The 13745-nt window shown below is 45.1% G+C and carries 17 protein-coding genes and 1 riboswitch; of the genes, 16 read left to right on the forward strand and 1 reads right to left on the reverse strand.

Annotation, left to right across the window (positions count from 1 at the left end; all coding sequences use genetic code 11):
• The first annotated feature begins 81 nt into the window (after positions 1-81).
• Entirely contained in the window at positions 82-990 is a 909-nt protein-coding gene (locus CVV77_RS18525; protein ID WP_019259419.1) for a proline dehydrogenase family protein, read from the forward strand.
• A 24-nt stretch (positions 991-1014) separates the two neighbouring features.
• Here the strand turns inward: CVV77_RS18525 and CVV77_RS18530 are convergent, their stop codons facing one another.
• Positions 1015-1161, reverse strand: coding sequence for a YuzL family protein (locus CVV77_RS18530; RefSeq protein ID WP_003240817.1), 147 nt, complete (start codon positions 1159-1161; stop codon positions 1015-1017).
• A 173-nt stretch (positions 1162-1334) separates the two neighbouring features.
• On the opposite strand from CVV77_RS18530, the gene CVV77_RS18535 reads away from it, so the two are divergent.
• The 15 genes from CVV77_RS18535 (at position 1335) to sufC (ending at position 13732) form a co-directional block, all read left to right on the forward strand.
• Complete coding sequence (locus CVV77_RS18535; protein WP_142397328.1) at positions 1335-3704, forward strand: 3-hydroxyacyl-CoA dehydrogenase/enoyl-CoA hydratase family protein; 2370 nt, start codon at positions 1335-1337, stop codon at positions 3702-3704.
• A gap of 10 nt (positions 3705-3714) precedes the next feature.
• Entirely contained in the window at positions 3715-4890 is a 1176-nt protein-coding gene (locus tag CVV77_RS18540) for an acetyl-CoA C-acetyltransferase (protein ID WP_003240821.1), read from the forward strand.
• Between the two features lie 14 nt (positions 4891-4904).
• Positions 4905-6689: an acyl-CoA dehydrogenase FadE gene (fadE, locus tag CVV77_RS18545; RefSeq protein ID WP_100276176.1), complete on the forward strand. Its 1785-nt coding sequence runs from the start codon at positions 4905-4907 to the stop codon at positions 6687-6689.
• 109 nt (positions 6690-6798) lie between these two features.
• Positions 6799-7155, forward strand: a complete 357-nt coding sequence (locus CVV77_RS18550; protein WP_003240824.1) for an arsenate reductase family protein — start codon at positions 6799-6801, stop codon at positions 7153-7155.
• 66 nt (positions 7156-7221) lie between these two features.
• Positions 7222-7605 carry a glycine cleavage system protein GcvH gene (gene gcvH, locus CVV77_RS18555; protein WP_003222781.1) on the forward strand — a complete coding sequence of 128 codons (384 nt, stop codon included), beginning with the start codon at positions 7222-7224 and terminating at the stop codon, positions 7603-7605.
• A 55-nt stretch (positions 7606-7660) separates the two neighbouring features.
• Positions 7661-7897 (forward strand): YusG family protein, encoded by a 237-nt coding sequence (locus CVV77_RS18560; protein WP_084993298.1) that lies wholly within the window; start codon positions 7661-7663, stop codon positions 7895-7897.
• Positions 7898-7974: 77 nt separating this feature from the next.
• Entirely contained in the window at positions 7975-8337 is a 363-nt protein-coding gene (locus CVV77_RS18565; RefSeq protein ID WP_181280852.1) for a toprim domain-containing protein, read from the forward strand.
• 1 nt (position 8338) lies between these two features.
• The gene (locus CVV77_RS18570) at positions 8339-8659 is read left to right on the forward strand and encodes a thioredoxin family protein (RefSeq protein ID WP_100276178.1); all 321 of its coding nucleotides are present in this window, start codon (positions 8339-8341) and stop codon (positions 8657-8659) included.
• 107 nt (positions 8660-8766) lie between these two features.
• Entirely contained in the window at positions 8767-9111 is a 345-nt protein-coding gene (locus CVV77_RS18575) for an SCP2 sterol-binding domain-containing protein (protein ID WP_064816394.1), read from the forward strand.
• 114 nt (positions 9112-9225) lie between these two features.
• Positions 9226-9332, forward strand: a riboswitch (SAM riboswitch).
• A gap of 106 nt (positions 9333-9438) precedes the next feature.
• Positions 9439-10464 carry a methionine ABC transporter ATP-binding protein MetN gene (metN, locus tag CVV77_RS18580; RefSeq protein WP_100276310.1) on the forward strand — a complete coding sequence of 342 codons (1026 nt, stop codon included), beginning with the start codon at positions 9439-9441 and terminating at the stop codon, positions 10462-10464.
• Positions 10457-11125, forward strand: coding sequence for a methionine ABC transporter permease MetP (gene metP / locus CVV77_RS18585; RefSeq protein WP_003240837.1), 669 nt, complete (start codon positions 10457-10459; stop codon positions 11123-11125). The genes metN and metP overlap by 8 nt, the downstream gene beginning before the upstream one ends.
• 13 nt (positions 11126-11138) lie before the next feature.
• Positions 11139-11963, forward strand: coding sequence for a methionine ABC transporter substrate-binding lipoprotein MetQ (gene metQ, locus CVV77_RS18590; protein WP_003240839.1), 825 nt, complete (start codon positions 11139-11141; stop codon positions 11961-11963).
• Between the two features lie 84 nt (positions 11964-12047).
• Complete coding sequence (locus tag CVV77_RS18595; protein ID WP_003222796.1) at positions 12048-12425, forward strand: carboxymuconolactone decarboxylase family protein; 378 nt, start codon at positions 12048-12050, stop codon at positions 12423-12425.
• Between the two features lie 192 nt (positions 12426-12617).
• A complete protein-coding gene (locus CVV77_RS18600) occupies positions 12618-12755 on the forward strand; it encodes a YuzK family famiily protein (protein WP_003228600.1) in 138 nt (45 codons plus the stop codon).
• A 191-nt stretch (positions 12756-12946) separates the two neighbouring features.
• Positions 12947-13732, forward strand: a complete 786-nt coding sequence (gene sufC / locus CVV77_RS18610) for a Fe-S cluster assembly ATPase SufC (protein ID WP_003151872.1) — start codon at positions 12947-12949, stop codon at positions 13730-13732.
• Positions 13733-13745 lie beyond the last annotated feature (13 nt).

The following is a 13745-nucleotide window of genomic DNA, read 5'->3' on the forward strand; positions in this document are numbered from 1 at the left end:
TGATTTCTGTTCATTTATAGTTTCCTTCAGTCTGGGAGTTATATACAGGTGTTTTGAAGATGACGGCAGGAGGGAATCGGGATGTTGAGACATATGTTTTTATTCTTATCAAAAAATAAAACACTTACCAAGTTCGCAAAAGCATACGGAACGCGGCTTGGAGCACGAAGGTTTGTCGCAGGGGATACAATTGAATCGGCGGTTAAGACCGTCAAAAGACTAAACAGATCCGGATTGTGCGCAACAATCGATTATTTAGGCGAGTATGCCGCTTCGGAAAAAGAAGCGAATCAAGTCGCAGGGGAATGCAAAAAAGCCATTCAAGCCATTGCTGAACACCAACTGGACTCAGAACTTTCATTAAAGCTGACATCAATCGGGCTCGATCTTTCAGAAGAACTTGCCCTTTCTCATTTGCGTGCTATTCTATCTGCTGCGAAGCAATATGGCGTTGCTGTGACTATTGATATGGAAGACTATTCTCATTATGAACAGACACTTGCCATCTACAGGCAATGCAAACAGGAATTTGAGATGCTCGGCACGGTGATTCAGGCATATCTGTACCGGGCGGCAGAAGATATCAGACATATGCGCGATCTAAAGCCAATTCTCAGGCTCGTGAAAGGCGCTTATAAAGAATCTGCGGCTGTAGCGTTTCCTGACAAAAAAGGAACAGACCTTCATTTTCAAAGCTTAATAAAGCTGCAGCTGTTAAGCGGGAACTACACGGCTGTCGCCACACATGACGATGATATCATTGCGTTTACGAAACAGCTCGTTGCTGAACATCATATCCCAGCGTCACAATTTGAGTTTCAAATGCTGTACGGCATCAGGCCGGAGCGGCAGAAGGAACTTGCCAAAGAAGGGTACAGAATGCGTGTGTATGTCCCATATGGAACGGACTGGTTCAGCTACTTTATGAGAAGAATTGCCGAACGGCCCGCCAATGCAGCGTTTGTGTTAAAAGGAATCTTGAAAAAGTGAAAGCAGCCGCGAGAAGCAGCTGCGTCATGATTGTTCCATGTTATGTTTTTTATACTGCTGATTTTGACTTGTCCGTTTTCCGCCGCCGTAATGCTGGGTCGGACCGGCGTCTCCCTTTACGCTAGCCGCGCTGACTGCCGCTGAAGACGGATTTTTTTTCTCTCGCACCATTCCCTTCACCTCCGGGCTTAAGTTGCCCGTCTTTTATACGCTTCATTCAAAAAATAACAAATTAGCTATTGAAGTCGAACCGGAAATCTTTTAAGATGAAAGAAGAAACGGGTTTCATTTTTTTTGGTCAAAAAATGAATGACTATTCATTCAATGTTCAAGGGGGATGTCTCATGCACAAACACATTCGGAAGGCAGCCGTTTTAGGATCGGGGGTAATGGGTTCCGGGATTGCAGCGCATTTGGCTAACATCGGAATTCCTGTCCTGCTGCTAGATATTGTGCCGAACGATTTGACAAAGGAAGAGGAAAAAAGGGGGCTGACGAAGGACAGTCCGGAGGTGCGCAGCAGGCTGAGCCGGCAGGCGGTGAAAAAACTGCTGAAACAAAAGCCGGCTCCCCTCACATCAGCGAAAAATACCTCCTATATCACTCCAGGTAATCTGGAGGATGATGCAGCAAAGCTGAAAGAAGCAGATTGGATTATTGAGGTTGTTGTCGAAAACCTAGAGGTCAAAAAGCAAATTTTCGCTCTTGTGGATGAACATCGAAAGCCTGGAAGCATTGTTTCAAGCAACACATCCGGCATATCAGTGCAGAAAATGGCAGAAGGCAGATCGGATGATTTTAAAGCTCATTTTCTCGGAACACACTTTTTTAATCCCGCCCGCTATTTAAAGCTGCTGGAGATCATTCCGATTAAGGAAACGGACCCTGCTATTTTAACGTTTATGGCATCCTTTGGTGAAAATGTCCTCGGTAAAGGCGTCGTCACAGCAAAGGACACACCGAACTTTATCGCAAACCGCATCGGAACGTACGGGCTTCTCGTTACAGTCCAAGAAATGCTGAAAGGCGGCTATCAGGTCGGGGAGGTTGATTCAATCACAGGCCCGCTGATCGGAAGACCGAAAAGCGCGACCTTCAGAACGCTTGATGTTGTCGGGCTCGATACATTCGCCCACGTCGCTCGAAATGTGTATGACAAAGCGGATGGTGACGAGAAAGAAGTGTTCCGCCTGCCAGGCTTCATGAACGATATGCTGCAGAAAGGGTGGATCGGAAGCAAGGCCGGCCAAGGCTTTTATAAAAAAGAAGGAAAAACGATTTATGAGCTTGATCCAGTGACGCTTACTTACGGCGAGCGGACAAAAATGAAAACAGCCTCACTTGAAGCAGCAAAACAGGCAAAAGGGACAAAAGCCAAAATGAAAGCGCTTATTTACTCGGATGACAGAGCAGGCAGGCTGCTGTGGAATATCACTTCTCAAACCTTGCTTTACTCAGCCGAACTGCTTGGGGAAATTGCTGATGATATTCATGCGATTGACCAAGCCATGAAGTGGGGTTTTGGCTGGGAGCTGGGCCCATTTGAAATGTGGGATGCCATAGGCCTCAAGCGATCGGCGGAAAAGCTTGAACAGCTTGGAGCAGATGTGCCTGGCTGGATCAAAGACATGCTGGACAAAGGAAATGAAACCTTCTACATCAAAGAGAACGGAACGATATTTTATTATGACCGCGGCGAATACAGAGCCGTGAAAGAAAACAAAAAACGGATTCATTTACAAGCGCTCAAGGAAACAAACGGCGTGATTGCGAAAAACAGCGGAGCAAGCCTGATCGATCTTGGAGATGATGTGGTCCTTCTTGAATTTCATTCGAAAAGCAATGCGATCGGCCTCGATATCATACAAATAATCAACAAAGCGTTAGAGGAAACAGAGCGGAACTACAAAGGTCTTGTCATCGGGAATCAAGGAAAAAATTTCTGCGTCGGTGCGAATCTTGGCATGATCCTAATGGAAGTCCAAGATGACAACTATTTGGAAGTTGATTTCGTGATACGCCGTTTCCAGGAGACGATGATGAAGATCAAATACAGTGCGAAACCGGTTGTCGCCGCTCCATTTGGCATGACGCTCGGCGGAGGAACGGAAGTGTGCCTGCCGGCGGCGCGCATTCAAGCAGCAAGCGAAGCCTATATGGGACTTGTGGAATCCGGTGTCGGCCTCATCCCTGGCGGAGGAGGAAACAAAGAGCTGTACATCAACCATCTTCACCGCGGTCTTGATCCGATGAATGCGGCAATGAAAACATTTGAAACGATTGCGATGGCGAAAGTGTCCGCTTCCGCCCAAGAGGCTCGAGAGATGAACATCTTAACAGAAACAGATCACATCAGTATAAATCAGGACCACCTGCTGTATGATGCAAAGCAGCTTGCCGCATCTTTATACGACACCGGCTGGCGGCCGCCAGTAAAGAAAAAGGTCAAGGTGGCGGGAGAAACCGGTTATGCGGCACTCTTGCTTGGCGCCGAGCAAATGAAACTGTCCGGCTATATATCTGAGCATGATTTCAAGATCGCGAAAAAACTCGCTTATGTCATTGCCGGCGGAAAAGTGCCGTTCGGTACTGAGGTTGATGAAGAGTATTTATTGGAGATCGAGAGAGAGGCGTTTTTGAGTTTGGCTGGAGAGGCGAAATCTCAAGCGAGAATGCAGCATATGCTTGTGAAAGGTAAACCTTTACGGAATTAGGAGGGAGCTTATGAAAGAGGCAGTCATTGTGTCAGGTGCAAGAACACCGGTTGGGAAAGCAAAAAAAGGATCGCTGGCCACCGTTCGCCCGGATGATTTGGGAGCGATTTGCGTAAAAGAAACACTGAAACGGGCAGGCGGCTACGAAGGCAATATTGACGACTTGATTATCGGCTGTGCGACACCTGAAGCAGAACAGGGGCTTAATATGGCGAGAAATATCGGCGCGCTCGCTGGCCTGCCGTACACGGTCCCGGCGATTACAGTCAATCGCTACTGCTCTTCAGGTCTTCAGTCCATCGCATATGCGGCAGAAAAGATTATGCTCGGCGCCTACGATACAGCGATCGCGGGCGGAGCAGAATCCATGTCGCAGGTTCCGATGATGGGGCATGTGACCCGTCCGAACCTCGCATTGGCAGAAAAGGCGCCGGAATATTACATGAGCATGGGCCACACAGCCGAGCAGGTCGCGAAAAAATACGGCGTCTCCCGCGAGGATCAGGATGCGTTTGCTGTTCGCAGCCACCAGAACGCGGCCAAAGCCCTTGCAGAGGGAAAATTTAAAGATGAGATTGTACCCGTCGAAGTGACGGTGACAGAAATCGGAGACAACCATAAGCCGCAGGAAAAACAGTTTGTGTTTTCTCAAGATGAAGGCGTTCGCCCGCAAACGACAGCCGACATCTTAGCGACATTGCGTCCGGCTTTTTCCGTAGACGGAACGGTTACTGCGGGCAACTCCTCGCAGACGAGTGACGGAGCGGCGGCTGTCATGCTGATGGACCGGGAAAAGGCTGATGCGCTGGGCTTAGCCCCGCTTGTAAAATTCCGCTCCTTTGCCGTAGGCGGCGTACCGCCGGAAGTGATGGGCATCGGTCCGGTGGAAGCCATTCCGCGTGCCTTAAAACTTGCCGGGCTTCAGCTGCAGGACATCGGCTTGTTTGAACTGAACGAAGCTTTTGCATCACAGGCCATTCAAGTCATCAGAGAGCTGGGAATTGATGAAGAAAAAGTGAATGTCAACGGGGGCGCAATCGCACTCGGACACCCGCTTGGCTGTACGGGTACAAAGCTTACACTCTCATTGATTCATGAAATGAAACGGAGAAACGAGCAATTTGGAGTCGTCACAATGTGTATCGGCGGCGGGATGGGAGCGGCCGGTGTATTTGAATTATGCTAAAGGGGGAAAAACAAATGGCAAAAAAAGCGGCTGAAGTACAAAAAGGCGGCGGTTTCTTAATCGAGGATGTCACATACGACCAAATGTATACACCGGAGGATTTCACTGACGAGCATAAAATGATTGCGAAAACAACAGAGGATTACATTGAGCAAGATGTTCTCCCTCATATAGATGATATCGAAAACCATCAGTTCGAGCATTCCGTCAGGCTGTTGAAGAAAGCGGGCGAACTGGGACTGCTTGGCGCCGATGTGCCGGAGGAATACGGAGGACTCGGCCTTGATAAAATCAGCTCGGCACTCATCACTGAAAAATTTTCGCGTGCGGGAAGCTTTTCGCTTTCTTATGGGGCGCATGTCGGCATCGGTTCCTTGCCGATCGTCTTTTTCGGATCAGAAGAACAAAAGAAAAAATATTTGCCCGGGCTCGCTTCAGGCGAAAAGATCGCGGCTTATGCATTGACTGAGCCGGGCTCTGGCTCTGATGCGCTTGGAGCAAAAACAACAGCCGTGCTGAATGAAGCGGGAACCCATTACGTATTAACCGGGGAAAAACAGTGGATTACCAACTCTGCCTTTGCTGATGTATTTGTCGTTTACGCTAAGGTGGACGGCGAAAAGTTCTCGGCCTTTATTGTAGAAAAAGATTTCCCGGGAGTATCCACGGGTCCGGAAGAAAAGAAAATGGGGATTAAAGGATCATCGACAAGAACCCTCATTCTGGATCAAGCTGAAGTCCCAAAAGAAAACCTGCTTGGAGAAATCGGCAAAGGGCATATCATCGCCTTTAATATTTTAAATATCGGCCGCTACAAGCTGGCGGTTGGCACAATTGGCGCGTCTAAGCGGGTAATCGAGCTCTCTGCGGCATACGCAAATCAGCGCCGCCAATTTAAAACGCCGATTGCAGCATTTTCGCTGACACAGGAAAAAATGGCGACAATGGCATCGAGGCTGTACGCGATGGAAAGCTCTGTGTACAGAACCGTCGGGCTGTTTGAAGACAATATGAGCCAGTTTACGGCCGAAGATCTCAAGGACGGACGGCAAATTGCCAAGTCAATTGCTGAATATGCCATCGAATGCTCTCTGAATAAGGTATTCGGCTCTGAAACGCTTGATTATATCGTTGATGAAGGTGTGCAGATTCATGGAGGCTACGGTTTTATGCAGGAGTACGAAGTAGAAAGAGCCTATAGGGATTCAAGGATCAATCGGATTTTTGAAGGCACAAACGAAATCAACCGGTTGATCGTGCCAAGCACCTTCCTGAAAAAAGCGCTCAAAGGCGAGCTCCCTCTATTTGAAAAAGCACAATCACTGCAGGAAGAACTCATGATGCTTATGCCTGAAGAGCCTGGCAGCGGCGTTTTAGAGCAGGAGAAATATATCGTCAAGCAAGCCAAAAAAATCGCGCTATTCGCCGCCGGCCTCGCTGCGCAAAAATACGGAAAAGCCATCGATCGCGAACAAGAAATTCTCGTAAACGTCGCGGATATCGTCAGCAATGTGTACGCAATGGAATCAGCTGTGCTCAGAACGGAAAAGGCCATTGCCGCACAAGGCGCAGAAAAAGCAGCGCAAAAGGTGCTGTATACGGAAATTTTCGTTCAGGAAGCCTTTAACGAAATTGAAGCGCACGCGAAGGAGTCCCTTATCGCAATGGAAGAAGGAGATTCACTTCGCATGATGCTTTCCGCTCTGCGCAAGCTGACGCGCGTAACGCCTAAAAACGTCATTCAGAAAAAGCGCGAAGCGGCAGCGGGCATTTTTGAAGCTGAAAAATATATTGTCTGATTGCCCAAGAGCTCCGCATGTGCGGAGCTTTTTTTAAGAAGCACCGTTTTAGGTTTTTAAAACAAATTGTGTTAAAATAACCTCGATTATTTTATTGAGGGGGAAGAAGATGTCGTTAACTTTTTACTGGTACCCTAAATGCGGAACGTGCCGCAAAGCAAAGAAATGGCTTGAAGAGCATGGGAAAGAAATAAACGAAATACATATTGCAGAGCAGCCTCCAAGCAAAGAAGAACTAAAAGCGATTTATGAAAAAAGCGGGCTGGATCTCAAGAAATTTTTCAACACGAGCGGCATGAAATACCGCGAGCTGAATCTCAAGGAAAAGCTTTATCATATGTCGGAGGATGAACAGCTTGAACTGCTGGCTTCAGACGGAATGCTGATCAAACGCCCGCTTACAACAGACGGCGAAAAAGTGACAGTCGGTTTTAAAGAAGAGCAATTTGAAGAAAACTGGGCTTAATGTAAATTTTTTTCGAAAAGTGTGGTATCTTCTTATTGTAGTGCTGTAAAAAATGGAGGGATTCAATTGAGCATACCTAAAGATTTGCGTTACTCAGGAGAACACGAGTGGGTAAAAGTTGAAGGAGAAAAAGCCAGAATCGGGATTACGCATTTTGCCCAGTCCGAGCTAGGCGACATCGTGTTTGTCGAACTTCCTGAAGTTGGCGCTGAAATCAAAGCGGACGAGCCATTCGGCAGTGTTGAATCCGTTAAAACGGTATCTGAGCTTTATGCACCGATTAACGGAACTGTTGTAGAAGTAAACGAAGATCTTGATGACAGTCCGGAATTCGTTAACGAATCTCCGTACGAAAAAGCATGGATGATCGTCGTTGAGCCGTCTGACGCTTCTGAAATTGAAAAACTGATGACAGCAGAGCAATACGAAGAGATGACACAAGAAGACTAAAACAGGATAGCTGTAAAGGCAATTGGACACGCTAACGTTATGGGAGGTGTCCAATATGGCTTTCAGCAAACAAAAGCTCGATGTTACCAATGATGTGACAGGCCGCTTTCAAAATGGCCGGCTCTCGTTATATCATGATAATGAGATGATCGGCCAAATGACAAGCATGGATGAATATGAGCTAAAATCCGGTTATTCCTTTGAAAATGAGAAATTTTATAAGACAGCCGATGTGGTCTCGGAAAACGATGAAAAATATGTGGATTGTGACTACGAAAACGGCTGGTGTTAATGTTGGCGGTGAATTTCACTGCCTTCTTTTACAATCTGAACGTTTCAAATTTGACGCGGCAGGTGAAGAAGATGAAGATGGAAGAGCTGGAAAAGGTTATGATTGTCGAAGGGAAATCAGATAAAGAGAAAATCGAAAGCGTCCTGAATGAACCAGTGCGCATTATCTGCACAAACGGAACAATCAGCCAGCTGAAGCTTGAGGAATTGGCTGACGAGCTTTATGATAAAGACGTCTACATATTAGTTGATGCTGATGATTCAGGCGAGAAATTGAGAAAACAGCTGAAAAGAGAATTTAACGAAGCCTGCCATTTGCATATCGACAGAGCCTATAAGGAAGTGGCGGCTGCGCCCAGACACCATGTCGCCGCTGTATTGCTGCGCGCGAATTTGAATGTGCATACTATTTTTCTTGAAAGAAAGTCCCGAGGTGTATAGCATGAAAGAACTCCAAGAACACGAGCTTGAGCACATTGCTGATGATGTGTATCTCCTATATTTATATACTCCGTTTTGCGGCACCTGCCAGCTTGCAAGCAAAATGCTGACAGTCGTGAAAGAAATGCTGCCCGATGTCGCCTTCTATAAAAACAATGTCAATTACTCTCCGACATTCGCAAAAGCGCATCAAATTGAAAGTGTCCCTTGTTTTCTGCTGTTTAAAGGCGGAAAAGTGGTCGAAAGGGGATATGCGTTTCATTCCGTTTCTTATTTATATGAGCTGATCAAACAAAAATCATCTTCCGCGTCCCATTTATGACATATTTCTCAGCACATTTCAATGAAATTGTCGTTCGTTTTATAAAGGGGTTCTTGCGCCAGAAAGAGAAATGTGTATGTATGACCAACAAATAGGAGGTTGTACATATGGAGAAAGCGGAAGTTTTAGAAGATGAGTATCAGCATCTGTTTTTAAAACCCCTTTTGAACGCTTCAACATTGCTCATTACCTTCCAAGGAGAAACAGAAGCCTTAACCGTCTCAATAAACGAACAGGGAGAAATGAAAAAAATTTCTCCGCCCCAAACGTCCAACCTGACCTTTTACGGAAACCAAGCAGAAATCATTCATTTATTGCACGGAGACATTTCCCTTCAGCACCTGATCCAGAGCGGAAGCCTAAAAGTGAAGGGGTCATTCAGAGCCCTGTTAAAACTAGAAGCCATTCTCTGGCTGACAAATGGATTTTTTCAGAGGATTTTGAAAAATTAAAAAATAGGAAATTATTATAATAGTAAAAGTTGACATTATTTATTTTATTGACATTTAATCATTCGCCATGCTATTCTACATTAAGAATTTCCGGACGAAAAAGACTATATATTTCTCTTATCAAGAGAGGTGGAGGGAAGTGCCCTATGAAGCCCGGCAACCATCAACGCTGTTGAAATGGTGCCAATTCACACGAAGCGTTCAGCTTTGAAAGATGAGAGAAAGGCATTTTTATATAAGCCTTTCTGCTCAAGTGTGCAGAAAGGCTTTTCTTTTGCAAAAAAACCCGGAAGATTTCTTAGAATAGTGTTAAGGCAGGTGATTGCTTTGATCAATCTTCAAAATGTTTCAAAAGTTTATAAGTCGAAACATGGAGATGTCAATGCTGTCCAAAATGTCTCGCTTTCCATTAAAAAAGGTGAGATTTTTGGAATTATAGGATATAGCGGAGCTGGTAAAAGTTCCTTAATCCGTCTGCTGAACGGCCTTGAGAAACCAACCTCAGGAACCGTGGAAGTGGCGGGAACCAAGATTAATGAAGTAAATGGACGCGGTTTAAGAAAAGCACGCCATGAAATCAGTATGATTTTCCAGCATTTCAATTTGCTTTGGTCGCGGACCGTCAGAGATAATATCATGTTTCCTTTAGAAATTGCCGGGGTGAAAAAGAGCGAGCGGATCAAGCGCGCCAATGAACTGATTAAACTGGTAGGTTTAGAAGGAAAAGAAAAATCTTACCCGTCTCAGCTGAGCGGCGGGCAAAAGCAGCGTGTCGGAATCGCCAGAGCGCTTGCAAACAATCCGAAGGTTCTCCTTTGTGATGAAGCGACATCAGCATTAGATCCGCAAACGACAGATTCAATTTTGGATTTGTTGTCCGATATTAATGAAAGACTCGGTTTGACGATTGTGCTGATCACACACGAAATGCATGTGATCCGCAAAATCTGCAACAGAGTCGCTGTCATGGAAAACGGAAAGGTTGTTGAAGAAGGCGAAGTTCTCGATGTCTTCAAAAATCCGAAGGAAGAAATGACAAAACGATTTGTTCAGCAGGTGACAGAACCGGAAGAAACGAAAGAAACGCTTCAGCACCTTCTTAATGAAACAGCATCAGGAAAAACGGTTCAGCTCACATTTGTCGGCGATTCAGCTGAACAGCCTCTGATTACAGAGATGATCAGAAACTTTAATATCAGTGTCAATATTCTGCAAGGGAAAATCTCGCAGACGAAGGATGGGGCGTACGGTTCACTGTTCATCCACATTGACGGAGACGAGGAAGAAGTACAAAACGTGATCCGGTTTATTAATGACAAACAGGTGAAAGCAGAGGTGATCACGAATGTTTGAAAAATACTTCCCGAACGTTGATTTAACTGAATTGTGGAACGCGACATATGAAACACTTTATATGACGCTGATCTCTTTACTGTTTGCCTTTGTCATCGGGGTGATCCTCGGTTTGCTGCTCTTCCTGACAAGCAAAGGGAGCCTTTGGCAGAATAAAGCGGTCAACTCTGTAATTGCGGCCATTGTCAACATATTCAGATCGATTCCGTTCCTCATTTTAATTATTTTACTGCTAGGGTTTACGAAGTTTTTAGTCGGCACCATCTTAGGGCCAAATGCCGCATTGCCGGCCTTGGTTATCGGCTCTGCACCGTTTTACGCGCGTCTTGCTGAAATCGCGCTTCGCGAGGTGGATAAGGGTGTTATTGAAGCTGCTAAATCAATGGGCGCTAAAACGTCTACAATTATTTTCAAAGTGCTGCTTCCGGAGTCGATGCCGGCTCTGATTTCTGGTATTACGGTTACGGCCATCGCATTGATCGGCTCAACGGCAATTGCCGGTGCCATCGGTTCAGGAGGCCTTGGAAACCTTGCGTACGTAGAAGGCTATCAGTCTAATAATACTGATGTTACCTTCGTTGCTACTGTGTTTATTTTAATCATCGTATTTATTATTCAAATCATCGGTGATGTCATAACAAATATTATAGACAAACGATAAGGGAGGATTTACATTGAAAAAGCTATTTTTGGGTGCATTATTGCTTGTATTTGCAGGAGTTATGGCTGCCTGCGGTTCGAATAACGGCGCTGAATCCGGCAAGAAAGAAATTGTCGTTGCGGCAACAAAAACACCGCATGCGGAAATTTTAAAAGAAGCTGAACCACTGCTGAAAGAAAAAGGCTACACGCTGAAAGTGAAAGTGCTTAGTGATTACAAGATGTACAACAAAGCTTTATCTGATAAAGAAGTGGATGCGAACTACTTCCAGCACATTCCTTACCTTGAGCAAGAAATGAAAGAAAACACAGATTACAAACTTGTGAATGCCGGTGCTGTTCACTTAGAGCCATTCGGTATTTACTCTAAAAAATACAAATCATTAAAAGACCTTCCAGACGGTGCGACAATTATCCTGACAAACAACGTTGCTGAACAAGGCCGTATGCTTGCAATGCTTGAAAATGCAGGATTAATTACACTTGATTCTAAAGTGGAAGCAGTTGACGCAACTTTGAAAGACATTAAGAAAAACCCGAAAAACCTTGAGTTCAAAAAAGTAGCGCCTGAATTAACGGCAAAAGCATATGATAACAAAGAAGGAGACGCGGTCTTCATCAATGTAAACTATGCGATCCAAAATAAATTAAATCCTAAAAAAGACGCGATTGAAGTAGAATCAACGAAAAACAACCCATACGCTAACATCGTCGCAGTAAGAAAAGGCGAAGAAGATTCTGCAAAAATCAAAGCGCTGATGGAAGTTCTTCACTCTAAAGAGATCAAAGACTTCATCGACAAAAAATACGACGGAGCTGTGCTTCCTGTATCTGAATAAGACTGAAACCCCGGATGAGAAATCCGGGGTTTTTTTCGGGTATTTTCCTAAAAGCTGTTCATAATAAAAAGGAATGTTAAACAGATGGAGGGATTTTCTTTGAATCAAGACAGAGGAAGCATGCAGGACGCGCTAAAACAGTATAAATTAGGTTTAGGCACATTTGAACAAAAGATGCCGCTGATGGGAAGAAAGTTTAACGAGTTTACTGAACAATGCTTTGCCGGCAATTCTCTGACTGAAAGAGAAAAACAGCTGATCGCCCTCGGAATCGCCATCAATGCCCAGGATGAATATTGCATGATCTATCACACAAAAGGCTGTCTTGATGAGGGAGCGACAGAAGAAAACATTCTCGAAGCCGTCAGTGTGGCAGCGGCATTTGGAGGCGGCGCGGCTCTCAGCCAAGGCGTGACAGTCGTCCAGCAGTGCATAGAGGAATTCGGAAACACCACGCATTAAGAGAAGGAATATTCCGAAAAACCATTCTCATTTGATCTAAAAGGATGCTTTCGTCTCATCTGCCGCTATTTCAAGCCATATCCTTTTTGCGGCACCCATCTCAGCGCTGATACAATAGAAGCAAATATATGAAGGGATTGATTCATTATTTGCAGCAGCCAGGACAGACTGGACCTCGATTATACGTCAGAAATGGAAAAAGCGATGCAGCTGTCTCACGGAATTGGATACGAGGAATACGGACGCCGGCTGGAAACAAGAATGAAAGTAGAGCGGCAGAGAGAGCTTGATTATGAAAAAAGCAAGCGGATTTCTGCGGGAGCTTATTGAGAAAATAATCTTTAAAAAAGGGTGGGAATCCACTCTTTTTCTTTTTCAATCGCTTTAATAAAGTGCTGATCTTTGTTAAACTTGAGGAATGTGCAAGGCACGATAAAAAGTTGTATTTACTTTTCATTTGTTATAAAATTAGAATGAGAATAAATTGAGAATAATGATTATATATTTTTGGAGGTATAGATATGGCTGCTTCAACATTAACGATCAAAGATCTTCACGTTGAAATCGAAGGGAAAGAGATCTTAAAGGGTGTAAACCTTGAAATAAAAGGCGGAGAGTTCCACGCAGTAATGGGACCGAACGGAACTGGTAAATCCACTCTGTCAGCTGCTATTATGGGGCATCCTAAATATGAAGTAACAAAAGGCAGTATCACGCTTGACGGCAAAGATGTACTGGAGATGGAAGTGGACGAGCGTGCGCAGGCAGGTTTATTCCTTGCGATGCAGTACCCAAGTGAAATCAGCGGTGTGACAAATGCCGACTTCCTTCGTTCAGCAATCAATGCGCGCAGAGAAGAAGGCGATGAAATTTCTCTTATGAAATTCATCCGCAAAATGGACGAAAACATGGAGTTCCTTGAAATGGACCCTGAAATGGCTCAGCGTTACCTTAACGAAGGCTTCTCAGGCGGGGAGAAAAAACGCAATGAAATCCTTCAGTTAATGATGATTGAACCGAAAATCGCCATCCTTGATGAAATCGACTCAGGTCTTGATATTGATGCTCTGAAAGTTGTATCTAAAGGAATCAACAAAATGCGCAGCGAAAACTTCGGCTGCCTGATGATCACTCACTATCAGCGCCTGTTAAACTACATCACTCCGGATGTTGTTCACGTTATGATGCAAGGCCGCGTTGTAAAATCCGGCGGTGCAGAACTTGCACAGCGTCTTGAAGCAGAAGGTTATGACTGGATCAAACAAGAACTTGGCATTGAAGACGAAACTGTAGGCCAAGAAGCGTAAGCGTTAGGGGGAT

This window comes from Bacillus sp. SN1 (assembly GCF_002796895.1).
Taxonomy (GTDB): Bacteria; Bacillota; Bacilli; order Bacillales; family Bacillaceae; genus Bacillus; species Bacillus inaquosorum.